The sequence below is a fragment of the Oscillibacter sp. ER4 genome (assembly GCF_000765235.1).
Taxonomy (GTDB): domain Bacteria; phylum Bacillota; class Clostridia; order Oscillospirales; family Oscillospiraceae; genus Hominicoprocola; species Hominicoprocola fusiformis.
Genome location: NZ_JPJG01000017.1, coordinates 1 through 23,705, shown reverse-complemented (window position 1 = coordinate 23,705; position 23,705 = coordinate 1). Strand labels below are relative to the sequence as shown.

Annotated in this window: 25 protein-coding genes and 1 pseudogene; 15 read left to right on the top strand and 11 right to left on the bottom strand. The window is 56.7% G+C overall.

Features of this window, described 5'->3' with window-relative positions:
- A partial coding sequence (locus NI20_RS15335) for a hypothetical protein (protein WP_369699393.1) occupies window positions 1–620 on the top strand: 620 nt, incomplete at its 5' end.
- Here NI20_RS15335 and NI20_RS0103125 read toward each other — a convergent pair.
- Window positions 598–1,704 carry a tyrosine-type recombinase/integrase gene (locus NI20_RS0103125; protein WP_052084393.1) on the bottom strand — a complete coding sequence of 369 codons (1,107 nt, stop codon included), beginning with the start codon at window positions 1,702–1,704 and terminating at the stop codon, window positions 598–600. The genes NI20_RS15335 and NI20_RS0103125 overlap by 23 nt on opposite strands.
- A 258-nt stretch (window positions 1,705–1,962) precedes the next feature.
- Here NI20_RS0103125 and NI20_RS0103120 point away from each other — a divergent pair, with 258 nt between their 5' ends.
- On the top strand, window positions 1,963–3,069 hold the full coding sequence (locus tag NI20_RS0103120; protein ID WP_033119991.1) for an SLC13 family permease: 1,107 nt from the start codon (window positions 1,963–1,965) through the stop codon (window positions 3,067–3,069).
- Between the two features lie 101 nt (window positions 3,070–3,170).
- On the opposite strand, the gene NI20_RS15330 is transcribed toward NI20_RS0103120, so the two are convergent.
- The 3 genes from NI20_RS15330 to brnQ all read right to left on the bottom strand — a co-directional run bounded on the left by NI20_RS15330 (window position 3,171) and on the right by brnQ (window position 5,703).
- Window positions 3,171–3,686, bottom strand: coding sequence for a hypothetical protein (locus NI20_RS15330; RefSeq protein ID WP_197055346.1), 516 nt, complete (start codon window positions 3,684–3,686; stop codon window positions 3,171–3,173).
- A gap of 106 nt (window positions 3,687–3,792) precedes the next feature.
- Complete coding sequence (locus NI20_RS0103110) at window positions 3,793–4,140, bottom strand: LysR family transcriptional regulator (RefSeq protein WP_156108544.1); 348 nt, start codon at window positions 4,138–4,140, stop codon at window positions 3,793–3,795.
- A 195-nt stretch (window positions 4,141–4,335) separates the two neighbouring features.
- Window positions 4,336–5,703 (bottom strand): branched-chain amino acid transport system II carrier protein, encoded by a 1,368-nt coding sequence (brnQ, locus tag NI20_RS0103105; RefSeq protein ID WP_033119989.1) that lies wholly within the window; start codon window positions 5,701–5,703, stop codon window positions 4,336–4,338.
- Window positions 5,704–5,816: 113 nt separating this feature from the next.
- Between brnQ and NI20_RS0103100 the strand changes: the two genes are divergently transcribed.
- Entirely contained in the window at window positions 5,817–6,695 is an 879-nt protein-coding gene (locus NI20_RS0103100; RefSeq protein ID WP_033119988.1) for a LysR family transcriptional regulator, read from the top strand.
- Window positions 6,696–6,799: 104 nt separating this feature from the next.
- On the opposite strand, the gene NI20_RS0103095 is transcribed toward NI20_RS0103100, so the two are convergent.
- Entirely contained in the window at window positions 6,800–8,173 is a 1,374-nt protein-coding gene (locus NI20_RS0103095; RefSeq protein WP_033119987.1) for an MATE family efflux transporter, read from the bottom strand.
- A 147-nt stretch (window positions 8,174–8,320) separates the two neighbouring features.
- A complete protein-coding gene (locus tag NI20_RS0103090; protein WP_033119996.1) occupies window positions 8,321–8,986 on the bottom strand; it encodes an iron-containing alcohol dehydrogenase in 666 nt (221 codons plus the stop codon).
- A 168-nt stretch (window positions 8,987–9,154) separates the two neighbouring features.
- On the opposite strand from NI20_RS0103090, the pseudogene NI20_RS15960 reads away from it, so the two are divergent.
- Window positions 9,155–9,304: pseudogene (locus tag NI20_RS15960) on the top strand (MerR family transcriptional regulator); the annotation flags it as partial.
- A complete protein-coding gene (locus tag NI20_RS13755; RefSeq protein ID WP_369699392.1) occupies window positions 9,295–9,555 on the top strand; it encodes a hypothetical protein in 261 nt (86 codons plus the stop codon). The pseudogene NI20_RS15960 and the gene NI20_RS13755, both read left to right, overlap by 10 nt.
- A 124-nt stretch (window positions 9,556–9,679) precedes the next feature.
- Here NI20_RS13755 and NI20_RS15580 read toward each other — a convergent pair whose 3' ends face one another.
- The 3 genes from NI20_RS15580 to NI20_RS0103070 all read right to left on the bottom strand — a co-directional run bounded on the left by NI20_RS15580 (window position 9,680) and on the right by NI20_RS0103070 (window position 12,134).
- A complete protein-coding gene (locus NI20_RS15580; protein ID WP_242842907.1) occupies window positions 9,680–10,543 on the bottom strand; it encodes an IS3 family transposase in 864 nt (287 codons plus the stop codon).
- Entirely contained in the window at window positions 10,441–11,262 is an 822-nt protein-coding gene (locus NI20_RS0103075) for a helix-turn-helix domain-containing protein (RefSeq protein ID WP_052084390.1), read from the bottom strand. The genes NI20_RS15580 and NI20_RS0103075 overlap by 103 nt, the downstream gene beginning before the upstream one ends.
- Window positions 11,263–11,357: 95 nt before the next feature.
- Window positions 11,358–12,134, bottom strand: a complete 777-nt coding sequence (locus NI20_RS0103070; RefSeq protein WP_033119986.1) for a ZIP family metal transporter — start codon at window positions 12,132–12,134, stop codon at window positions 11,358–11,360.
- A 543-nt stretch (window positions 12,135–12,677) separates the two neighbouring features.
- On the opposite strand from NI20_RS0103070, the gene NI20_RS0103065 reads away from it, so the two are divergent.
- Window positions 12,678–13,301: a hypothetical protein gene (locus tag NI20_RS0103065; RefSeq protein WP_033119985.1), complete on the top strand. Its 624-nt coding sequence runs from the start codon at window positions 12,678–12,680 to the stop codon at window positions 13,299–13,301.
- Window positions 13,302–13,308: 7 nt separating this feature from the next.
- Here the strand turns inward: NI20_RS0103065 and recQ are convergent, their stop codons facing one another.
- Window positions 13,309–15,141, bottom strand: coding sequence for a DNA helicase RecQ (gene recQ, locus NI20_RS0103060; protein WP_033119984.1), 1,833 nt, complete (start codon window positions 15,139–15,141; stop codon window positions 13,309–13,311).
- A gap of 243 nt (window positions 15,142–15,384) precedes the next feature.
- On the opposite strand from recQ, the gene NI20_RS0103055 reads away from it, so the two are divergent.
- Window positions 15,385–16,125, top strand: coding sequence for an MATE family efflux transporter (locus NI20_RS0103055; protein WP_052084389.1), 741 nt, complete (start codon window positions 15,385–15,387; stop codon window positions 16,123–16,125).
- Window positions 16,126–16,148: 23 nt separating this feature from the next.
- The gene (locus tag NI20_RS0103050; RefSeq protein WP_033119983.1) at window positions 16,149–16,826 is read left to right on the top strand and encodes a YoaK family protein; all 678 of its coding nucleotides are present in this window, start codon (window positions 16,149–16,151) and stop codon (window positions 16,824–16,826) included.
- Window positions 16,827–16,928: 102 nt separating this feature from the next.
- Here the strand turns inward: NI20_RS0103050 and NI20_RS0103045 are convergent, their stop codons facing one another.
- Window positions 16,929–17,618: a dihydrofolate reductase family protein gene (locus tag NI20_RS0103045; protein ID WP_033119982.1), complete on the bottom strand. Its 690-nt coding sequence runs from the start codon at window positions 17,616–17,618 to the stop codon at window positions 16,929–16,931.
- Window positions 17,619–17,815: 197 nt separating this feature from the next.
- On the opposite strand from NI20_RS0103045, the gene NI20_RS0103040 reads away from it, so the two are divergent.
- From NI20_RS0103040 to NI20_RS15950, 7 genes are all read left to right on the top strand, one after another.
- Complete coding sequence (locus NI20_RS0103040; protein ID WP_033119981.1) at window positions 17,816–18,457, top strand: DNA-3-methyladenine glycosylase; 642 nt, start codon at window positions 17,816–17,818, stop codon at window positions 18,455–18,457.
- Between the two features lie 10 nt (window positions 18,458–18,467).
- The gene (locus NI20_RS0103035) at window positions 18,468–18,746 is read left to right on the top strand and encodes a methylated-DNA--[protein]-cysteine S-methyltransferase (protein ID WP_052084388.1); all 279 of its coding nucleotides are present in this window, start codon (window positions 18,468–18,470) and stop codon (window positions 18,744–18,746) included.
- Window positions 18,747–19,027: 281 nt separating this feature from the next.
- Window positions 19,028–19,882, top strand: coding sequence for an AAA family ATPase (locus tag NI20_RS0103030; protein WP_033119980.1), 855 nt, complete (start codon window positions 19,028–19,030; stop codon window positions 19,880–19,882).
- A 34-nt stretch (window positions 19,883–19,916) separates the two neighbouring features.
- Window positions 19,917–21,620 (top strand): hypothetical protein, encoded by a 1,704-nt coding sequence (locus NI20_RS0103025; protein ID WP_033119979.1) that lies wholly within the window; start codon window positions 19,917–19,919, stop codon window positions 21,618–21,620.
- 168 nt (window positions 21,621–21,788) lie between these two features.
- Entirely contained in the window at window positions 21,789–22,241 is a 453-nt protein-coding gene (locus NI20_RS0103020; protein ID WP_033119978.1) for a MarR family winged helix-turn-helix transcriptional regulator, read from the top strand.
- Window positions 22,231–22,935 (top strand): MATE family efflux transporter, encoded by a 705-nt coding sequence (locus tag NI20_RS15955; protein ID WP_369699391.1) that lies wholly within the window; start codon window positions 22,231–22,233, stop codon window positions 22,933–22,935. Before NI20_RS0103020 ends, NI20_RS15955 begins: the two co-directional genes overlap by 11 nt.
- A 7-nt stretch (window positions 22,936–22,942) precedes the next feature.
- Complete coding sequence (locus NI20_RS15950; protein ID WP_369699390.1) at window positions 22,943–23,581, top strand: MATE family efflux transporter; 639 nt, start codon at window positions 22,943–22,945, stop codon at window positions 23,579–23,581.
- Window positions 23,582–23,705: the final 124 nt, after the last annotated feature.

Below are 23,705 nucleotides of genomic sequence, written 5' to 3'. Positions count from 1 at the left end.
GCTTGTCACTTCTTTCTGCCTTTGTCTTACCACTCATTTGTGTCTTTTTCTTGTACGCTTCGCTATTTTTGACTTTTCAGATACACCCTAAGGAGATTGAAGATTTTCAAGCGATAGGTGTTCAGTGCAGAGAAACATTGATTGAACTCGGCAACCACATTTATGACCCTGCAATGGCTGGTGATGGGGAGCAGCCCCAAGCATCGAATTTCAAGAGAAAATGTGAACTATTTATTCAGTTCTATTTGAAAGGATCGGAAAACGCAGATTACAGAAGTATTATTAAGAAACTAACAGAATCCACCTGGGATTACGCCAATAAGATTACACATTCGCGTAGTGCTACATACTACGAAGCCTCAACCTGTGTTACGCTTTGTATTTCTCTTGTTGGCGTTTATGAAAACATCTTTCAGAAAGTTTTCGATCCACTTTCTCAATACCATTGCTCAGTTTGCCAAAGTAAGAAATTAAGCATTGATGGTGATGATTCAGATGAAGATGGAATGGTGAAAAAACTATATCTCCATTGTGAAGAATGCGGTGCTACAACAGAAGTAGTCTTTGAAGGAAATGATGGAGATAATCCCACCTATACTACGGGCAAAGTCGTAGAATAAAAAGCAAAAACAGAAAACCCAGACTATCAGCACTAAGATTGGTAGTTTGGGTTTTCTGCTTTTCAGAATTATATTTTTTTGTCGTGTGCTTGACATACGGGTGACGCAGGTCGTGGAACCTGATATGCTCCAGCCCCGCGTCCTTGAGGATCCGCTTGTGGAGTGTTACCACCGAGTCGGGGTGATACATTTCTCCTGTTCTGCCGGATGGGAACATCCACGGATTGTCGGGGTGTTTGGCGTGTTCCTGCTTCAGCAGCTCCACGGCATCCTGCGGACTGGACACCTCGCGGATGGAGTTGCCGGTTTTGGGGCGGCTTAGAATGAGCTGGTGCTCTGTGTCCCAGCTGGCCTGCTTGCTGACGGAGATGGTGCAGTTGGCTTCGTCGAGGTCATTCCATTGGAGCGCGACTAGCTCGCCCTTTCTCAGTCCGCTGACCAGTTCCAGATAGAACATCGGCAGGGCATTACGCCGCTCGGCGGCGTTCAGATACGCGCTGATGTGGTCTGGGTGAAGGATTTTCATCTCTTGTTTTTCAATTTTGGGGATGATGCAATTCTCCGTGGGATTGCTGAGAATGAGTTTTTCTTTCACCGCCCGGTCAAGGGCATTGTGCAGCATCATGTGGATGCCGCGCACAGTGGAATTGCTCAGTCCGGGTTTCTCCTTTTTCTGTACCTTTCGCAATCTGCCATTGTTTTGTAAATCGTTGTAGAGCTTTTGCAGGTCACGGGTGGAGAGCTTATTCAGCGGGATATCCCCGATAGCAGAGATGATATGTTGTTCGATGTTCCGGTAGTAGTTCATGGTGGATGGGCGAATGTGCGGTTTGGCATACAATTCAAACCACGTCCGCAGCCATGTTGCAACCGTGTACTCATCCGCACGGCTGACATCGATTCCTCTGGTAGCCTCCATTGCGGCACTGAGCTTCGCCTTGCATTCCGCCTGCGTCTTACCAAGTACATTTTTGATGATACGCTTTCCGGTTTCGGGATGATAGCCTGCGGTGTAGCGACCCTCCCAGCGTCCATCTGACCGTTTGCGGATGTTGCCCTCGCCGTTGGCGCGTTTCTTTGCCATGAGCATCGCTCCTTTCTTTGGTAGCCACAACACATATCACACCTTGCGCCGGAAAGCTACTGATTCTTCCAAAGAAATCGAAATATTTTTAAAAATGCTTTTATTGATTCCAGCAGCGCAAAATGTACACGAGTTTTGAACTGCCTTTAGCGTTTGTTAGGTCAACGGAGTACCATTGTAAATCATTTGAAAATGTGTTATCTTCTTCGCAGAAGTGTCCATACAGAATTCTACATTTTTCACGCAAAGGGGCTTTTTATGAGTAAGATTAAATCTTGGTGCCGCGCCAATGCCATGCTGGTCATTTCATTACTGGCCGCAGTTGTAACGGCATTTTTTGTTCCGCCTGATAGGGACTACTTAGGTTATTATGACCTCAAGACGCTTGCTTGCCTGTTTTGTGTGCTGGCAGTGGTGGGTGCTTTGCGGGATCTGCATATCTTTTCCGCTCTTTCCCAGCGGATGGTACACACCTTTTCCACTGTCCGGGGCGTGTGTACGGCGCTGGTGGTTATCACCATGTTCGGCTCTATGCTCCTGACCAATGATACCGCCTTGTTGACTTTTCTGCCACTGGGCTGGTTTGTTCTTTCGTCTACCGGTCAGGAAAAACACGCAGCGCTCCTGTTCATTCTGCAAAACTGTGCCGCTAACCTCTGTGGGATGATCACACCTTTCGGCAATCCGCAGAATCTCTATCTTTTCAGCTATTACGACCTTTCCACAAAGATGTTTTTTTCCGCAATGCTGCCGCCATTCATCCTGTCTACTGTTCTCGTTCTCCTGTGCTGCTTAGTGTTTCCAAAAGAACAGCTTTCCGTGCCGGAAGCACAGGTCACGGTAGACTCATGCCGAGCCGTTATCTATGGTGGGCTATTCTGTTTAGCCGTTGCCATGGTGCTGCGGCTGGTACCCTATGTCCTTGGTTTGACGGTCATTGTTCTGGCGCTCTGGTTTCTGGACCGGCACGCATTAAAAACCGTAGACTGGGGACTGCTGGCTACCTTCGCCGCTTTTTTCACCTTTTCCGGCAATCTTGCCCGGATGGAACCTGTACGGGTGCTGTTTGCCCGCCTTTTGTCCCACGGAACGATGCTGATCTCCGCGCTCACCTGCCAGATCATCAGCAATGTTCCTGCTGCCATTCTGCTCAGTCGCTTCACGCAGGATGCCCGCGCTCTTCTGGTCGGCGTCAATGTGGGCGGTGCGGGGACGCTGGTGGCTTCTCTGGCAAGCCTCATTACCTTTCGGGAATATACTCACCATGTTCCTAATGGTGGAAAACAGTTCCTTTTTCTTTTTTCTGGAATCAGCTTTGCCTTTTTGACGATTCTTTTGGTTGCCATGTCCTTCCTGAACGGATGAGCCTTTATTGCCAGCATCTTTGGGAAAAATCCTTATTAATTTCAACAGTTCAAGATAGACACACTTTGTGCGGTCTTTCAACCTGTGGAATCAATGAAATTTCATTGAAAATCCTTGTTGCTGCTCCAACTCGTGATCGTCCGGCTTGTGACCGAGGGCGACGCGCTTTTGCCGCAGCTGCGCCAGCCGCTTGCGGTCGATTTGGATGCCGTTGGCAGCGGGGATTGGTGCATTGTCCCGAAAGATATTGCCCATGTGGTAGAGTAGTCGGGTGGAGGCCAGTATGACCGACGGCGGACGCTGCTCGCCATGGTCAATTCGATCCATGAACATTCCTGCATAGGTATGTCCGCCGTAATTTGTTCCAGCCGCCGCTGACCGTTGGTGCGCTTGACGGCGGCGATGCTCTTGGCCCGTTCCTGCCGCAGCACTTCCTCGTCCACGTTGACGCGTTGCAGCAGGATGGACATTGCCATGTCCATCTCCACCGCCTGCTTGTAGAGCAGTGACGCGATGCGATCCTCGAAGAGCTTCAGCCGACTGTCGATGGCGGATTGCACCGCACGGGGCAGCGTGGTGCTTTCGCCTGCGGCGAGCATATCCGCGTAGCAGTTCACCGCCTTTTCGATGAATTCATTTTTGCTGCGGCAGTTATCTTCCTGATACCACGGCTCTATTTTTCGATGAACTTCTGCACGGCGGGTGTCGGGTGGGCCTGCTTCTTCATAGCAAGGCCGATTGGGTGGTAATAGGGCTGCTGCAGGAGCGGATTTCGATTTTGTACGGGATGCACTGCAAGATCAGGCATGGCAGGATGCTGACGCCGAGACCCCTTTCCACCATCGCCGTGATGGCAAAATCCTCCCAGGCGGTGAAGTGGATGTCCGACTGCACATGAGCGCGCTCCAGCAAGTCGGAGACCTCGGCTTTTCCGCTGTGCTCCAGCAGCAAAAACGGCCTGACCGGCTCCCCAGCGGAGGTCAGGCAGACGCCGCTTTTACTGCGCTCCAGCAGCGTCATGCCCCATTTTTGCTCCAGATCGGCGAGCATCTTTGATGGAGGACTGCACATAATCTATCTCCCATGCTGTGCGCATCCAACGCTCCCGATGCTGTGCCATGCGTTCCCTCTTTCATGGGCCGCGACGATTTTACTGGTGAACCTCGGCAGCATGCTGACTCTCCGTTTTCGGAGCCGCTGAAAAAATGACACCGCACGGCAGAAATAACTCTGCCATGCGGTGCGTTTTTACTTGAATTTGGTTCGTCAGGCCTGAGGGACGAGCGTGCCCTTCCGGCTCGCGTGGATGACCATGCCGATCACAAAGCCGACGAGCGCGGGCAGCAACCAACCGAGATTCTTGTCGAACAGCGGCAGATATTTTTCCGCAAAGGCGATAGGCACATCGAGGCGGAGCGAAGTCTGCACCGACGCGGGCAGCGTCTTCATGCAGTCGAAAATAGCGGCTGCCCATGTACCAATCATCGTTGGGACATACACGGCACGGTCATGAGCGAAGAACTTGCCGATAAAGGCCAGCAGGATAAGCGCAATGGCCGGGGGATAGATGAGCATGAGCATCGGGACGGAATACTCGATGATGGCGTTCAGTCCAATGTTGGAAACGGCAAACGAAAACACCGTGAAGAGGATCGCCCAGGTGCGGTAGGAAATTTTGCCGTTCGTCATCTTGACAAACGTCTCCGAGCAGGCCGTGACAAGGCCGATGGAGGTCTTGAGGCAGGCAAAGGTGATGGTGAAGGCGAGGATAAACTGGCCCACGCCGCCAAGGTAATGACCCGCGATCTGCGTGAGGGCGATGCCGCCATTTTCGGACAGCTCGAAAATGCCTCTCGACTGCGCGCCGACCAGAATGGACAGCACGTAGATCAGCGCCATCAGCGCACCGGCAAGAAGACCGGAGGAGAGCACGTCCTCGGCGATGATGTCGTCGTTGTTGACACCCATGCGGCGAATGACGTCGATGACCACGATGCCGAAGGCGAGACCGGCGATGGCGTCCATCGTGCCGTAGCCCTCAATGAGCGCGGGAAAGAAGGAACCGTTCTGATAGGCCTCCGTCGGCTCGACCGAGGAGATCGCTGCGCCGGGGGAGAGCAGCGCCGCGATGATCAGCACTGCGAAGAAGAACAGGAAGAGCGGATTGATGATCTTGCCGATCCAGAGGGTGATCTTACCGGGGCGCAGCGAGAAGAACAGCACGAAGGCGAAGAACGCCGCCGAAAAGACAAGCAGATACAGCCACTCCGGCGAATCCGCGCCCAGCAGGGGAGTGATGCCGGTGGTAAAGGAAACTGTTGCGCATCTCGGGATGGCGAAGAGCGGGCCGATGGTCAGGTACAGAAGGCAGGTAAAGAAAATGCCGTAGCCCTTGCCGACCTTGCTCGAGAGCGTCTGCAGGCCGTCGGAATGCGTGATGCCGATGGCGGCGACGCCGAAGATGGGGATGCCGACCGCCGTGATGATAAAGCCGATCATGGCGACGATCGCGTTGCGGCCGGCCATCTGGCCGAGATGTACGGGGAAGATCAGGTTGCCCGCGCCGAAGAACATTCCAAACAGCGTTCCGGCGACGAGAATCTTCTGCCGGAAGGTCAATTTTTTAGTAGTCATGGGATAATCAACTCCTTTGTGTTGAAAATATTACACCCTGCACTTGAAAAAGAGAAACGCTCGGTTATAATAGGTATATTACAAATCAAAATACCTTTTATAGGAGTGGGGATATGGACAGCAAAAAATTTGAAATTTTGATGACCGCCGTCAACCTAGGCAGCTTTTCCAAAGCGTCTGAGGTCGTGGGCTACACACAGTCGGGGCTGACGCACCTCATCAACGGTCTGGAGCGCGAGATCGGCATGAAGCTCATCCGGCGCGACCACAGCGGTATTTCGCTGACAGAGGACGGGGAGGCGCTGCTGCCCGCGATCCGCGAATACCTCAGCGCGACGGCGAAGCTCGAAAACCAGATCGAGACCATCACGCAAAAGCGGACGGCGACGATCCGAATCGCCGCTTATGCGAGCCTTGCCATGCACTGGATGCCGGAAATTCTGTACCGCTTCCGCCGCGTGTGTCCGGAGACCGACGTGGATCTTCGCATGGTGGACCACGAGCTCGAACCCTTTGAGCTGCTGGAGGAGGGGCGCACGGACGTCATCTTTGCCGCGCGGCAGAGCCACATCAACTGCGACTGGACACCGCTCTACTACGACGCGATGTACGCCATCCTGCCGGAGGACTATCCCACCGGCAGCGAAGAGTCCTTCCCCATCGAGGAATTCGACGGAAAAGAATTCCTGATGCCCTACGGGCGCTTTGACATCGACGTGAACGCTGCGCTGAGTCCCAAAAAGGTGAAGCCGAATATCCGCCCCTGCCATGTGGACGATGAAACGGTCATCCGCATGGTTAGCAAGGGCCTTGGCATCACAATGATGACGGAGATCATGATGCGCGGGCGGACGCACGGTGTAAAGACGCTGCCGGTCAGCCCGAAAACAGGACGGGAGCTCGGCATCGGTATGCACCTGAGCAAGAACACGCCAGAGGAAATTCTGCGTCTGCGCGAGTGCGTGCTTGATTTCACGCGCGAGCTGATGTGAAAATTTCCCATCCGCGATTTAGAAATGGCCGCCCCATCAAAAAAGTAAAGCAGGGCGCTTGCCTTTTAGGCAAGCGCCCTGCTTTGTCGATTTTGGGAATGGTCTTATCCTTCGATTTTTGCCGAAGCCGCGCCATCACTCTTTTGCAGATGCGCATAGCGGCGCGAGGGGCGGAAGTACAGCACCGCTGCCAGCATTAGAAGCGCCGTGGTCGCAAGGCTGATGGGGAAGACCAGCATGATGTTCATAAACGTCTTGTACTGCGGGAAGACCCAGCGCAGCCAGCTCAGGCGGACGCCGCAGACGCCCAGCATCGTCAAAACGGCGGGCGGCAGTGAAATTTCAAAGCCGCGCAGGTAGCCGGAAAGCACCTCGTAGCAAAGGCTGAACAGGTGCGACGGCATGATCAGCATGAGGCGAGTATAGCCCGTCTCTACCACCTGCGAGTCGCCGTTGAAGATGGTGAGCAGCGACTTTCCGAAAAAGAGGATCAGAGCGATGGCGACGCCGAGGCTGATGATGCCCTCGAGAAGACACAGCAGCAGCGTTTTCTTGCAGCGCTTGATCTCGCCCGCGCCGAAGTTCTGTCCGACGAATGTCGTGCAGGCCTGCGAGAAGGAGTTGAGGATATCGTAGGTGATGACCTCAATGTTGTAGGCCGCACTCGACGCCGCCATGACGACCGTGCCAAGGCTGTTGATCGCGCCCTGAATGACGATATTCGCGATGGAGAACATCGCGCTCTGCACACCCGCGGGAACGCCGATGCGCAGAATTTGCTTGAGGCACAGCCCGTCGATGCGCAGCTTTTTCGGCTCAAGGCGGATGACCTTGTCCGTTTTAAGCAGGAAACCCCACAAGATCGCCGCGCTGACCGCGTTCGACAGCACCGTTGCGATCGCGACGCCGTCCACGCTCATGTGGAGCGCGGCCACGAAAAAGAGGTTCAGGATCACGTTCAGAACGCCGGAGGCCGTCAGCGCGATCAGCGGAATTTTCGTCTCGCCCATGCTGCGGAAGACTGCCGCCTCAAAGTTGTAGAGCAGGATCACCGGCAGGCCCGCAAGATAGATGCGCAGGTATAGCAGCGCCAGCGGGAACACATCGTCCGGCACATTCAGCTGATTCAGCAGCGGAACGGCGAACAGCTCACCGATGATCGCCGCGATCAAACCGCCCAGCACCGCCACGACGATGGAGGTGTGCACCGCGTGGTGCACCATCGTGTCGTTCTTTTCGCCGATGGCGTGCGCGATCGTCACGTTTGCACCCAGTGCGATGCCGATGAACAGGTTGACGATCAGGCTGATGATCGAGCTGTTTGTGCCGACGGCCGCGACCGCCACAGTGCGGAGCTCGCCGGTAAAGTTGCCGATGACGGCGATGTCCGCGGCGTTGAACAGCTGGCTCAAAATCGCCGTGGCCGCCACCGGAATGGCAAAGCGCGGGATTTTATCCCAGAGCGTTCCGTGAAGCATATCCAATGATTTTTTCTGCGATGCAGCTTTCAACTCTACTGCCCCTTTCCGCAATTTGTCTGGCCTATGATATCACGCTTTGGGCCAAATGCAAGAGGCAGAAAGGCAAAAAATGGCAACGTCCTGCCGCCACGGAAACACCAGATGTTACAGGCATTCCTTCAAAATTTCGCAAATTTCATCACGGGTCAGCTTCTTGCAGCAGCCAGCGGTGATGTTGGTGGAATCCGTGATGGCACGGAAATCGGTATCAGCGGGAATGCCAAGCTCGGTAAAGGTGGTCAGCAGACCAATTCCCTTAATGAACGCGGCCAGCGCGTCGATACCGGCGGCGGTTTCCCCGTCACTGCCCTTGGGTGCGATGCCCCAGACATTCTGAGCAAACCGCGCCGCACCGGATTTGTAGATGTGGCGGTACAGGACAGGGTGGATGACCGCCAGCCCCGCGCCGTGGTTGCAGTCGGTGTAAGCGCCGAGCTGATGCTGGACCTGATGCGCCTGAAAATCCGTGACCTTGCCGATCTTCAGCACGCCGTTCTCTGCCATGGCGGACGCCCACGCCAGCTTTGCACCCTCCTGCACCTTGGCATAGGTGGGGTTGGACATGATGCCGGAGAACTCCACAACGCGCTTGCCCGCGGCGTTCAGAATGCTCACGACTTCATCATACACGCCGTTGCGCTTGACAGAGCCGCCGCCGTAGGCCAGCATGACGGTCTCGCCGTAGTTTGACAAAAGGCCACCGAGGTGCTCTTTGACAACATTCTTGCCGAAATACACCTTGGTCTTGTTTTCAAAAACAAAGTTATTCATCATAACGCATCCTCTCTGACCGTTTTTCTTGCGGTATTCGCCGCTGTGTGCTATCATTGCCGATCGCAACTTCCGGTTGATACTGTCGATCATAAATACCGGTTGTAACAACCGGTCAAGAGAATTTTAAAGAAAAATCGCGTTTTTACGCAACAGAGAGGAATTACCATGCGCTACACCATGATGCAGGTCTGCAAGGAAACGGGCATGACCTATCAGGCCTTAAAATTTTACTGCAACGAGGGGCTTGTCCCCAACGTCAAGCGCGACAAAAACAACAGCCGCGTGTTTGACGAGCGGGACGTCGCGTGGATCAGCAGCCTGACGTGCCTGAAAAAATGCGGCATGAGCATTCAGGAGATGAAGGACTACCTCGCCCTCTGCCTGCAAGGCGAGCGCACCATCCCGCAGCGCAAGATCCTGCTGCGCAGAAGCAGGAGGCGCTGCGCGCAGGCATTCGGGAATTGCAGGACAGCGTCGCCTATATCGACTGGAAGCAGAATTTTTACGACGAAGTGCTCTCCGGCAAGCGGCCGTATGAGAGCAATCTTATTCGGGTGGAAAAATAGGCGCAAGGCTGGCGTCAGCATAAAAAGCAGCAGGCGTACCGCCCGGTTGAACCGCAACCCGTCAAGAGGACAGAGAAAAAATATAAAGTTTTCCCGGCCAGCAGCCAAGCGCTGCTGGCCGCTTTTATGCGGCGAGGCAAAGCGTGTGCTTTTCCATCGGCGTCAGGACGCCCAGATTGCGCTGGACACGTCTCGTGTTGTAATAGCGAATATACTGCTGGATCATCTGGACGAGCTCGTGCTTGCTGGTGAAACGCCTGCCATAATAGCGTTCCCGCTTCAGAATGCCCCAGAAGCCCTCCATCGGGCCGTTATCGATGCAATGCGCCACACGGGACATGCTCTGCGTCATCCCTGCCTGCACGAGCTTGTGCTGAAAGGCACGGTTGGTGTACTGAAACCCTCTGTCGCTGTGGAACAGGGGATGCGCGTCTGGCGCAGCCTGCACAGCCTTATCAAAAGTCTTGAAAACCAGCGGATTATCGTTACGCTCGCTGAGTACATAGGCCACGATGCGCCGGTCACAAAGGTCTAAGATGGCGCTCAGATAGAGCTTGTGAACCTCGGTTCCCTCGTACCACTTGAATTCTGTCACATCGGTGAGCCACTTCTCATTGGGCTTTGCGGCATAAAACTGCCTGTCCAAAAGATTCTCAGCAAGATACTGCGGGTTCTTCGCCTGTCTGGTGCAGCCACGGTTGTTATATTTCACGGTAGAGCGGATATCTCTGGTCCGGCAGATGCGGAGCACCCGCTTGTCGTTGACATGGATGCCGCAGTCATGGCGCAAATCGTCATTGAGCCTCCGGTAGCCCTTGTCTGGGCTTTCCTCATGGATCTTCTCAATCGTATCCGCAAGATGTTCGTTCTCTGCGGCCCGCCGGCTCAGCTTGCCGGAAGCCCATTTGTGATAAGCCGAGCGCGACACATGAAGCAGTTCACAGGCCAGCTCAATGGGATATCCCTTTTCAGTGTGCGCTTCCCGGATCGCAGCATAGATGCGGCGCTGTCCCACTTCCGAAAGGCATCTCTCCTCTCGACCTCGTCCAATTTTTTTAGCAGATCACGCTCCATTTCCGCCAGATATAGCTTGTGCTTGAGCTGTTCAATCTCGATCTGCGCTTTCTCCAGCTCAGTTCTGGGAGTTTGATCCTTCTTCCTCTTTCCGCGCCGGTCCTCCAGACCGGCCTCGCCCGTCTCCTCAAACCGCAGCGTCCAGGTGCGCACCTGCTGGTAGCTCACCTTGTACTTCAAGGCCATCTCGCCGTAGTTTTTACCGCTGGCCAGACAGTCCTTGACGATCTGAATGCGCTCTTCCTGTGTGGTGTCCCGTCCCTGCTTCATGTAGCTTCCTCCTCCCGAATTCTTTCTGGAGTTGAAATCTCCATGGGCATTATATACCTTTATCCACTGGCGAAGCTGAGTAATTGAGCGGAGTCCATATTTTCCACCGATTTGCTCCAAACTTCCCTTCCCAGATAGATACTCTTCAACTGCTTTTCGTTTTATGTCCTCTGGATATTCGTGGTTTTTACAGCTTGGAAGAAGTCCCGCGCTCCCTTTTTCTTGATACTGATGCACCCAGTAACGAAAGGACGCTTTACTGTTGTTCGCTCGTCCCAGACTTTCTGTATATCCCACGCGCCCCTCCAGATAGTCCCTTGCAATTTCTACTTTTTTCTCATACGGAATTTTGCTTTTAGACATAAATTTCTCCCCCTATGGAAACAGTGTTTTATTTCACTGTCTCTCATAGAGGGAGCATATCAGGTATCGCCTCCTGCTTGCATTCCTGTCGTATTTCATCCCAGCGCCACGTCGAGCACCATCATCAGGCTGAAGCCCACGGCGAAGAACACCGTGCCGATGTTGGAGTGCGCGCCCTGCGACATTTCGGGGATCAGCTCTTCGACGACGACATAGAGCATCGCGCCCGCGGCAAAGCTCAGAAGATACGGCAGCGCCGGAACGATGAGCGATGCGGCGAGTATCGTCAGCACCGCGCCGATGGGCTCGACGATGCCCGAGAGCACGCCGCCCCAGAAAGCTCTTGCTTTGCCCATGCCCTCGGCGCGCAGCGGGAGCGAAATGATCGCCCCCTCGGGAAAATTCTGGATCGCGATGCCGAGTGAGAGCGCCAGCGCGCCCGCCGCCGTGATCTGCGCGCTGCCGGAGAGATAGCCCGCATACACCACGCCGACGGCCATGCCCTCGGGGATGTTGTGCAGTGTGACGGCCAGCACCATCATCGTCGTGCGCTGGAGTTGGCTCTTCGGCCCCTCGACCTGCCCGCTCTTGGCGTGCAGGTGCGGGACGACGTGGTCGAGCAGCAGCAAAAAGAGAATGCCGACCCAAAAGCCGAGAAACGCCGGCAGAAACGAGAGTTTCCCCATCGCCGACGACTGCTCGATGGCGGGGATCAGCAGGCTCCAGACCGAGGCCGCGACCATCACGCCCGCGGCAAAGCCCGTCAGCGAGCGCTGCACAGCGTCGCTGAGCGACTTTTTCATGAAGAACACGCACGCCGCGCCGAGCGACGTGCCGAGAAATGGGATCAAAATGCCGTAAAATGCTTCCATATCGTTCACCGTCTTTTCTGTGTGAAATATCAATTCTGTTAAATACATCTAACTTCTGGACATAGTATACCAGCGAAAGCCGCGGGATGCAAGTGCCGCGGGGCGCGGAATGGGAAAAGCCTATCGCGGCAAGCGGGGCGAAAACGCGTAGAATGCACAGAAAATATCGCAAAAATTTGAAAACCGCTCTTGCAATGCGAAAATCGCTGTGCTACAATACGCAAGGTCGATCACCTTCCCGAAGGCAAGCGGGAAAGCAGGATATATTGGAAAGCTGCCCTGCGGCGGCTTTTCAAAAGACTGCGAGTTAGAGCGAACTAACCGCTTGCGCCGCGCCGGTGGGAACATCATATCAATAGGAGCAGTGCCGCCTGATTTCAGGCGGCACTGCTTTTTGCGTTTTCGTGAAAAGCAAAATGTTCAAACTTTCCTTTAGTTCTTTTAGGTTGGCGGGCAACAATGACCTCGTTCCAAGGGGAAAGCGAAAAACGACAGCCCCGCGGAAGCATTTGGGATACACAATGACGAAGGAGGTCATTTTTGATGAAAAGCAAAAAGATTCGTTCTCTTTTCTGTGCGGCGGCGCTGACACTGTCGCTCGCCGCGTGCGGCAGCAAAACATCGGACTGCTCCGGCCAGACGATCACCGGCGAGATTACCGATATTGACGGCACTGCCGTGACGATGCAGCTCGGCGAGCTGAGTGCGGGCGGTATGCCGTCCCATGACGTGTCTAACAGTTCCGATTCCGGCCAAACGCCGCCCGACAAGCCGGACGGCGAAACGCAGAGCGGCAACAGCAGCAGTGAGGATCATGCATCGTCCGACAGCAGTCAGCCGCCCGCAAAGCCCGACAGCCAGAGCGGCAGCACCGACAGCCAGCCGCCCGAGATGCCGAGCGGCCAGGACAGTTCTTCCAACAGCCAGAGCGGTGATTCCGGCAGCCAGCCTCCAGAGAAACCTGATGGCGAGGCCCCGAGCGGCAGCGCCCCCGGCGGCATGGGCGGCAGCAGCTTTACCGCGGGCGAGGAGAGTGTGACGCTTGACTTCGCGAATGCGGAAATTACAAAAAATGACGAGAGCATCGAGCTCAGCGACCTCGCCGAGGGCGATATCCTGTTCAACGGCTATACCATCACCCTGGCCGACGGCACGGTGCTGAAGTGAGCCCGCTTTACCCCTGCTGCTGTATATACTCCTCAATGGTGCGCAGGAAGGCCTCTCCGTAGCGGGAGGCCTTCCGCTCGCCGACACCCGAGACCTCAAGAAGCTCTGAGAGCGAGCGCGGCGCTTTCTCCGCCATGTCGGCGAGCGTCGCGTTCGAAAAGATGACGTAGGCGGGAACGCTCTCGCGTTTGGCAAGCTCCGCGCGCTGGGCGCGCAGCGCCTCGTAAAGGCTGTTTTCCTCGAATTCGTCCGAAAACGCGCCGCGCGGGCGCTTTTTCTCTGTCTTCGGTTCCACCCGCTTCTGCATCAGCACGCATTCGCCGTCAAAGAGCACGGCGGATGCTTTTTTTGTGGGCCTGAGCGTCGAATAGCGCTGGTCGACCTCGAGATATCCCGCGGATTCGAGGTATTCGATGTACCGCTCGATGACGCTTGGCGACGTCTTGTCCATGAGACCATAGGTCGACAAGCTCGCAAGACCGAGCGACAAAAGCCGCTGGTCGCGGCTCCCGCGCAGGACCTGAATGACGAGCGTTTTGCCGACATAGTAGCCCAGCCGCTCGCGGATGCGCATGACGCACGATAAGATCATCTGCGCCGAGAGCGTGATGTCCTCGGTCTGGTAGGTCGCTTTACAGTTGGAGCAGTTCCCGCAGTTTGCGGGGTGTATCTGGCCAAAGTAGTCAAGCAGCCGCCCGCGCAGACAGTCGACGGATTTGCAGTACCCCGTCATCGCCTGTAAGCGCTCATAGTCGCGCTTGCGCACGAGCGCGGCATCCTCCTCCGAGAGCTGGTCGGCCCCGCCGTTTTCGATGAGAAAGCGCGCGGTCTCCACATCGGCGGGCGCAAAGAGCAGGACGCAGTCGGCATTCTCGCCGTCGCGTCCGGCGCGGCCCGCCTCCTGATAGTAGGCCTCAAGGCTCTTCGGCATGTTGTAATGGATGACAAAGCTGACGTTCGACTTGTCGATACCCATGCCGAAGGCGTTCGTTGCAATCATGACGGTCTTGCGGTCAAACTGAAAATCGTCCTGATTCTGCTGCCGCTCCTCATCTGTGAGGCCCGCGTGATAGCGCGTGGCGGCGATGCCGCGGTCACACAGGCTGTCGCACACGCGCTCGACCGCCGCGCGCGTTGCACAGTAGACGATACCGCTTCTGCCTCTTCGCTCTTCAATGAGTGCGGCGAGGGCGGAAAACTTGTTTTTCGGGCGGCGCACGTCGAAATAGAGGTTCGGACGGTCGAAGCCCGTCACGATGCGGTACGGGCTTTGCAGCTGCAAGAGCCGCAGAATGTCGGACTGTACCTGCTTTGTCGCCGTCGCGGTGTAGGCCGCGACAATGGGTCTGCGCGGCAGGGCATTGATGAAATCGACAATGCCGAGGTAACTCGGGCGGAAGTCCTGTCCCCACTGCGAAATGCAGTGTGCCTCGTCCACAGCGAGAAACGACACGTCCATCTCCTGCATCAGCGATAAAAAGCTGTTCGTTTCCAACCGCTCGGGCGCGACGTAGATGAGCTTGTAGGCACCCTTGCGCGTGCGGGCGTAGACCGTGCGGATCTGCTCGCCTGTCAGTGAGCTGTTGATGTACGCTGCGGGAATGCCTGCGCTCTTGAGCGCTGCGACCTGATCCTTCATCAGCGAGATGAGCGGCGAGACGACGAGCGTGATGCCCGGCAGGAGCAGCGCGGGGATCTGATAGCAGAGCGACTTGCCCCCGCCCGTCGGCATGACGCACAGTGCATCGCGCCCGGAGAGGATCGCGTCGATCAGCGCCTCCTGCCCCGCGCGAAACGCGCTGTGGCCGTAATATTGCTTTAAGATGCTGTACTTGTCCATGAAAAAGTGTTCCGTTTCCTGTTTTTCTATGATGTTACCCCATCGGGAAGAAATTGTCCACGGAAAATTCAGAAAGGAAAAAGAAGGGAGATCGCCGCGGCTTGACATTGCTGTTTTCTTGTGCTATAGTCCCTCTTGCTCGCTCGGAGGGCGCGCTGTTCGAAAGAAACGGCAGCCGGATAAGGCGCAGGCTGAAATGCCTGTTCCTTATCCGGCTTTTTTTGTTGACAGGAGGAAATGACAATGGACCTTTTGCGTGGAAATATCAAAACGCTTTACTTCAAATACTTGTCGGCGGCGTTCGGCAGCGCGCTGACCTCCAGCATCTACGGCATCGTCGATATGGCGATGGTCGGGCAGTATCAGGGCCCCGACGGCACGGCGGCGCTGGCTGTGGTCGCGCCGGTGTGGAACGTCATCTACAGCCTGGGCCTTCTCATGGGCATCGGCGGCAGTGTGATCTTCAGCACGAAGCGCGGCAGCGGCATGAGCGGCGACGGCGAGGACGAGCAGTATTTTACCGCAGCGGTCATCGGCTCGGTCATTCTGGCGGCGCTCGCGTGGATCGGGCTGATCCTCTTTGAGCGCCCGCTTTTGACGTTTTTCGGTGCGGACGAGACGTTGCTCGCCTTCGCGCAGCGGTACATGATCCCCGTTAAAGTTGTATTCCCGCTGTTCCTCTTCAATCAGATGCTCGCGGCATTTCTGCGCAACGACGGTGCGCCCGCACTTGCGACGCTTGGTGTGCTGTCGGGCGGCATCTTCAATGTGTTCGGCGACTGGTTCTTCGTCTTCCCATGCGATATGGGCGTTTACGGCGCGGGTCTTGCCACGGCGCTGGGCTCGGCGGTGTCGTTCCTCGTGATGCTGACGCATTTTGCGAGCAGGAAGAACACGCTACGCCTCGTGAAACCAAAGAGGCTTGCGCGCAAAAGCCGCTTGACGAAGCGCGGCCACCGCCGTATAATCATGTCGGAATTTTAACGAACAGGAGCCAAAATGTAACCATGCAGCTTGATCGACCGCGCGGGCAGATGTCCGATTCGTTCCTGATGTCCGCGTTTATCATTTTATCCGGCGGATTGCAGGACGCCTATACCTATTGCTGCCGCGACAAGGTGTTTGCCAACGCGCAGACGGGCAACATCGTGCTGATGAGCACACACCTTTTTGCAGGCGACCGGGCAGATGTTTTCCGCTATTTTGTGCCGGTGATCTCGTTTATGGCGGGCATTTTTGTGGCGGAATGCGTCCACCGCCGCTATAAGTGCATGGAAAAGGTGCACTGGCGCCAGCTCATCATTCTGGCCGAGATCGTGCTGCTGTTTTTTGTCGGCTTCCTGCCGCAGGAGGTCAACACCTTTGCAAACGCGCTCGTCTCGTTCGTCTGCGCGATGCAGGTGCAGACCTTCCGCAAGGTGCGCGGCCACGCCTACGCGAGCACCATGTGCATCGGAAACATGCGCAGCGGCACCGAGGCGCTGTGCGCCTACTTCCACACGCACGACCGCGAGGTGCTGAAAAAGGCACTGACGTATTTTGGCGTCATCGGTATTTTTGCCGTCGGCGCGGGGCTTGGCAGCGTCCTGACGGCGCGCTTTGCCGAAAAGGGCATCTGGGTATCCTGCCTGCTGCTCGCAGTCAGCTTTTTGATGATGTTTGTGCGCGAGGAAGAGAAGAAATAAGAGGCTTTTTGAAAGATGGCTCTGTATGCAGATTGGTTTCTGCATGCTTTTGTAAAAAAGGAGAGGTCGCTGCTGCGTTCTCTCCTTTTCCTTTTGCGTTCGTTACGCGAGCGGCTTGCCGCTGAAGACGGGGAAGATGTTGAACTCGCCGTAGTCGGCGATGCGGTCCGTGTGCTTGAGCGGCGTGACGCCGCGCTCCATCGGCAGGCCGTCGAACACGCTCTGCATGCCGCCGCGGCCGTCGATGCCGGTGCCGATCAGAATGCTGACCTCGTCGAGTAGCCCCGCGGCGGGGAAGCCTGCGTTGATATGTCCGCCGCCGACCGCGGCGGCTCTCTTGACGTCAAACTCCGCGGCGAGAATTTTGCACGCGCGCTTCAAGTCGACGTGTTCCTTGCCGCAGGCGATCCACGAGATGTGCTTGCCGTTGAGATACGCAAGGTACTCCTTGCTGACCTGCTCGCTCGTCAGGATGAGCAGCGGGCGCTCGTCCCCGGCGCTCTCGTCCCAAAGGAGTGTGCCGCAGGTGTCGACGACGATCTCGTGGCCCTCGGCGTCGGCGGCCTTGGAAAAGGCCTCTCTGCCGAGCGCTTCGGCGTTTTGGGCCTTAAACTTTCCAGGCAGCGCCATTTCGAGCTCCGCGGTTACGCGGCCGCTGATGCGCGTGGGCACGTCCAGCGCGTCGAGCGTGTCGTAATATTCCTGCACGCCGGGTAGGTGCTCGGTCATGGCGCAGTCGATACGTCCGTCGACCGAGGTCATCATGTGGCATACGATATAAGGCTTGATCATGGGATATTCCTTCTCAAAAAACTGTTGTTCTTAAAGTTCACTGATACTCTACAACTTAAAGTACACTTTCAGCCAAGAGGGTTTCGAAAATTTTTTCGATAGTCCGTTACAAAAGCTTGCACGCTTGACAGAAAGAAAATGGCACCATATAATATATAGAACATACGTTTTAGATGACGCGGCGGGGAGGAAGCTCAATGTATTTTGCCTACGGGGAAGAGGAGACCGACTATCTTAAAAAGAAGGATAAGCGCATGGCCGAGGTCATCGACCGCATCGGCCATGTCGAGAGAAAAGTGGATACTGACCTCTTTTCCGCCGTCGTGCACCACATCGTCGGCCAGCAGATCTCGACCAAGGCACAGGAGACGATCTGGCAGCGGATGCTGTCGGCACTCGGCGAGGTCAACGCCGAGACGGTCCTCGCCGCGGGTGTTTCCAAGCTCCAATCACTCGGCATGACGTTCAGAAAGGCGGAGTACATCACGGATTTTGCCGAAAAGGTCCACACCGGCGCATTCGATTTAGAAGGTATCTGGCAAAAAAGCGACGAGGAGGCTATCCGGGAGCTTTCGTCCCTCAAGGGCATCGGCGTGTGGACGGCGGAGATGATTTTGCTCTTCTGCATGCAGCGTCCGGATGTGCTGAGCTACGACGACCTTGCCATTCAGCGGGGGCTGCGCATGGTGTACCACCACCGAAAGATCGACCGAGGGCTCTTTGAAAAGTACCGCCGCCGCTTTTCGCCCTATGGCAGCGTGGCGAGCCTGTACCTCTGGGCGGTGTCCGTTGGTGCGATCCCCGAGCTGCACGATTACGCGCCGAAAGAGAAGAAATGAGGCGAGGACGATGACTTACACCCAGCATTATGATTCGCCGCTCGGCGGCATCCTGCTTGCGGCGGACGAAGAGGGCTTGACGGGCCTGTGGTTCGACGGGCAGAAATATTTTGCCCGCACGCTGCCAAAAGAGTATGCCGAGAGCGAGACGCCTGTTTTGTGCGAGGCCAAGCGCTGGCTCGATATCTACTTTTCGGGCCGCGAGCCGGACTTCACGCTGCCGCTGCTCCCGCGGCTGCGGCCGCCAAGCGCGGAAGAGCCCTGCAAATTCTCGGTTCTGACCGTGTAGGCAATGCCGTTGGCGGACAGGACGCTGCGGATATTGGCCTGGCGCTGCATGTCCATCGTGGTGATGAGTTCCTTGCGGTTGAAGATCGTCAACATAATACGGCCCCCTTTTTGAAAATGGAGTTCTCTGCATTCATTTTACCACAGGTTTTTCCCGCGCGCAACGGCGGCGCAAATTGACAATATTTCGCGTGAATACTATAATGCTCTGCATGGAAAAGCGCTGAAAAGAGCGCATCGCGCGGGAACCGTTCCCGCACACAGAAGGGAACTATCAAAGACATGAGACAAGATCTATCGCTCCGTTTGGAGCAATTCAAAAAGCAATACGTCGCGGACGAGACGGTGCGCAGCCGCATCGCCGAGCCGCCCGTCAAATTCATCGGCGATGAGATCATGGAGCTGGCCGTCGCCGCACTGCTGCAGGGGGAGAACGTTTTGCTCTCCGGCGGCAAGGCCACGGGCAAAAATATCTTGGCGGACAACCTTGCGTGGTTGTTCCGCCGTCCGGTCTACACTGTGTCGTTCCACGTGAACACCGACAGCAGCACGCTGATCGGCACCGACACCTTCACCGGCGGCGAAGTGCGGCTGCGCCGCGGCCCTGTCGCGCTCGCCGCGCAGTACGGCGGCTTCTGCATCTTAGATGAGATCAACATGGCGAAAAACGACGCTGTGGCCGTGCTGCACTCCGCGCTCGACTACCGCCGCCTCATCGACGTGCCGGGCTATGAGTGTATCCCTATCCACCCCGCCGCGCGCTTCATCGCCACGATGAACTACGGTTACGCCGGTACGCGCGAGCTGAACGAAGCGCTTGTCTCGCGCTTTACGGTCATCCGCATGCCAACACTGGAGGAGGCGCAGCTCTGCGAGCTGCTGCGCGCCAACGTGTCCGAGGCATCGGACGAGAACATCAAGCGCTGCACGGGGCTGTTCCTTGATCTGAACGCCAAGGCTGTGAACGGCGAGATCTCGACGAACTCCGTCGATATGCGCGGCATGATCGCCGCTTTGCACCTGATGACCGACGGCATGGCACCGAAGGATGCCATCGCCGTGAGCATCACGAATAAATGCTTCGATGAGTACGAGTATGCGCTCGTGCGCGACGTGGCGCTGACGCGCTTTGCCTGAAGAGATGAGCATCGGCAGAGAAGAGAGCCTATTTTTGACTGTTTCCGAAGATCACCGCAAGCGGACCTATCCCGAGTATGTGCAGAAGATGAGCGAACCCTTTGAGCACGCGGGCGGCATGGTGGAGGTGTACGAGGGCGTCGTCCTCGGCGGGGCAGACAAGTTTTTCGGGCTCGATGACTTGAATCTGTGGTTGCGGCGGCACCGCTACGCGGCCTACAATATGGACGTGCTGCTGCCCATCGCGCATCTGTGCGTCGAGCGCGCCGTGAGGGCAAAGCTGATGGGCGAGCGCCCGGGCGTCGCCGTGATGGCGGAGCAGGCGGCGGGCGAGATTTTGCGTGGCGACCTCCTGCGCTACCGGCGCAGCTCGCGCGGCTGGATGTACATTTACGATCTGACGAAGCAGTTTCCCGCCACGGCGACGGAGGGCGACCGCCGCATTATGAAAAATTTTGGCGGTTTTGAAGATATGCTGGCGGAGTTTGACGACCTTGCCGCGCGCAGCGAGAGCTGCGCGGACGCAAAGTTGCTCGTCGAACTCGCGGCGCTTTTGTACCGCAAAATTTTCATCCGCTATTTTGCGCCCGACCACAATCAGGACATCTTACCCGAGCGCGAGACGGAAGAGTGGGAGCCCGCAGCCGAACCGGGGGACATCGAGTGGACACAGACCGAGCAGCTCGAGCTTCAATACGACAAAGCGGTCGAGGCATCGGCCGACGGACTTGTCCTGCCGGACGACGCGCTCGCCGGCATTCCGGACTATCTGGCGCGCAACTTTGGCCCCAGCTTTCAGACCGAGCAGGCGATGGAGGAGATCGAAAGCGCTGTCTGCACCGGTATCCACGAGGAGCGAAAGCTCCTCTTCACCGACGGCTTGAGCGAGGATGCCTACGAGGGCGGCGAGCCCCGCGCCCAATCGCTGCGCGCCAGTCGGGACGGCAACCTCAAAATGCTCCAAGAGCACGAGGACGCCGCGCGTCAGGGCATCCGCAGCATCGAGCAGGCCTTTCGCAATGCGCTGAGCCTGCGCAGCGAGCCGGACGTTTACCGCGCCGACCACGGCGTGCTGCAAAACGATCTGCTCTGGAAGGTCAGCCGCTGCGAAAATCCGCAGCTTTTTGAAAAGATCGTCCAGCAGGAACCGTCCGCCGTCGTTGTGGAGCTTTTGATCGACGCAAGCGGCTCGCAGAGCGTGCGGCAGAGCATGGTGGCGCTGCAAAGCTACCTCTTCAGCGCGGCGCTCAGCCGTATCCGCATCCCGCACCGCGTGATGAGCTATTGCACCTATGGCAACTACACGGTGCTGCGGCGCTTCCGCGACTACGACGACAAACCGGAGGCCGACCGCCGCATTTTGGAGTACCGCGCGACGTCGAATAACCGCGACGGCCTTGCGCTGGCCGCGGCGGGACTCGACCTCAAGAAGCGGCGCGAGGAGCACAAAATTATCATCGTGTTCAGCGACGGCTTACCGAACGACATGGTCAGCGGCCGCAAGCGCGAGGGCACGCCGGAAACCTACGTCGGCGACGCCGCCATCCGCGACACCTACTTTCAGGTGCGAAAGCTCCGGCGCGAGGGCGCGCACGTCATCGGCATTTTCCTCGGCGAGGACGGAGAGCTTGAAAACGAGCGCATGATCTACGGCGCGTCGTTCCTGCGCATCCGCCGGGCGGAGGACTTTGCCGGAAGCGCCGGCAAGCGCCTGAGCGAAACGCTGCTGAATCTGTAAAAAAGTGAAGAGAAAAGCCCTGCTGTGAAAACGGCGGGGCTTTTTGCGCAAATTTGGGGAGGAAACGTCGTGTGTGTTTTCTTTCAAATTGCGCATGGACAATTCTGTATGATACTCTTATAATTACCGAAGATAGTTAACAAAGATAATTAAATGCAGGAGGTGGCTATGACCGTTGAAAAGATCAAGGCGTTGCTGGACGCCTGCTATCAGGCCAAGCGCGCCCGCGAGCTGCTGCCAACGCTGCCGAAGGGCGTCACATCGTCTTACATTCAGTATCTCGACGCGATCGAGCGATTGGAGTGCGAGGGCGTGCGCGTCAAGGTGTCCGACATCAGCGATGCGCTGCATCTGCCGCGCCCCGGCGTGACGCGCACACTTGGGGAGATGGAGGACAAAGAGTATCTGCAAAAGTCCGCCTCGGCAGAGGACGGGCGCGTGACGTATCTCACCATCACCGAGCAGGGGAGAAAGCTCTCGCAGACGTTCAACGAGCAGTTTTTCACCCAGCTCGCGCCGCTTCTCGACGATATTTCCGACGAGGACGCAGAATGTACTATCCGCACCATTCAGGCACTTTACGACGTCATGGCCGAAAGGAAAATTACCCTTGTCCACTGATCGCAGCGATTTTACGCAGGGCAGCATTTTAAAAAAGCTGTCGCTCCTCATGCTTCCCGTGCTCGGTGCACTCATTTTGCAGGCAGCCTACGGCGCGGTCGATCTGCTGGTTGTCGGCCGGTTCGGCTCGACGGCGGGCCTCTCCGCTGTTTCGACCGGCAGCCAGATCTTGAACCTCGTGACCTTTGTGGTCACGCAGCTCGCGATGGGCGTTACGGTCCTGATCGCGCGGTATCTCGGCGAAAAGCGGCCGGAGCAGATCGGCGCGGTGCTCGGCGGTGCGGCGGTCGTATTCACGATCCTGTCCGTCGGAATATTCATCCTGCTCGTGGGCTTTGCGCGGCCCGTTTCCGTGCTGATGCAGGCGCCCGAGGAGGCTGTCGGTCTCACGGTGAGCTATGTGCGCATCTGCGGCGGCGGAATTTTCTTCATCGTTGCGTATAACCTGCTCTCTGCCATCTTTAGAGGTCTTGGCGACAGCCGCTCGCCGCTTCTTTTCGTGCTGGTGGCGTGCCTTGTCAACATTGCGGGCGACCTCATTCTGGTTGCGGGCTTTGGCATGGACGCCGCGGGCGCGGCCATCGCGACAGTTTTGGCACAGGCCGTCAGTGTGGTGTTCGCAGTTGCGCTGCTCATCAAAAAGAAGCTGCCCTTTGCCATCACGCGCGGACTTTCGATTCAATCCTCAATGTAAGAAGTTTTTGAGCATCGGTCTGCCGCTTGCCTTGCAGGAGTTTTTGACGCAGCTGTCGTTTCTGGCGCTGTGTGCGTTTGTCAACCGGCTGGGCCTGACAGCGTCGTCGGGCTACGGCGTTGCGAGCAAAATCGTCAACTTCGCCATGCTGATTCCCTGCGCGCTGATGCAGTCGATGGCGTCGTTCGTTGCGCAGAACGTGGGCGCTGGAAATCAGAAGCGCGCAAAGCAGTCGATGCTGACGGGCATCGGCGTGGGGCTGGTCTTCGGCTGCGCCGTGTTCGCGCTCGTGATGCTCAAGGGCGATGTGTTGGCGGGAATCTTCTCGCCGGATGCAGAGGTCGTGCAGAAAGGCTTTGAGTATCTGAAGGGCTTCGCGCCCGAGGCCATCCTGACGGCGATCCTCTTCAGCATGCTCGGCTACTTCGACGGCAACGACAAGACGCTCTGGGTCATGGCACAGGGTCTCATCCAAACGCTGCTCGTCCGCCTGCCGTTTGCGTATGTGATGAGCATCCAGCCGAACGCGAGCCTGACGAAGATCGGCCTTGCCGCGCCGGTGTCCACGCTGGTCGGCGTAATCCTGAACGTCGGCTTCTACCTCTATCTTGACCGCAAAGGAAAGCGCGTGCAGCGTGCCGATTAAGCATTCATATATGAAAGAAGTCCCGCCGGTTCGTGAAGTGACCCCAAAAAGTTAGACAATATTCTGAAGTAAAAATTGTTCAAGCAGCCGAAAGGGCTTGCTGTCTGTGAAGAGCAGGCGGCAA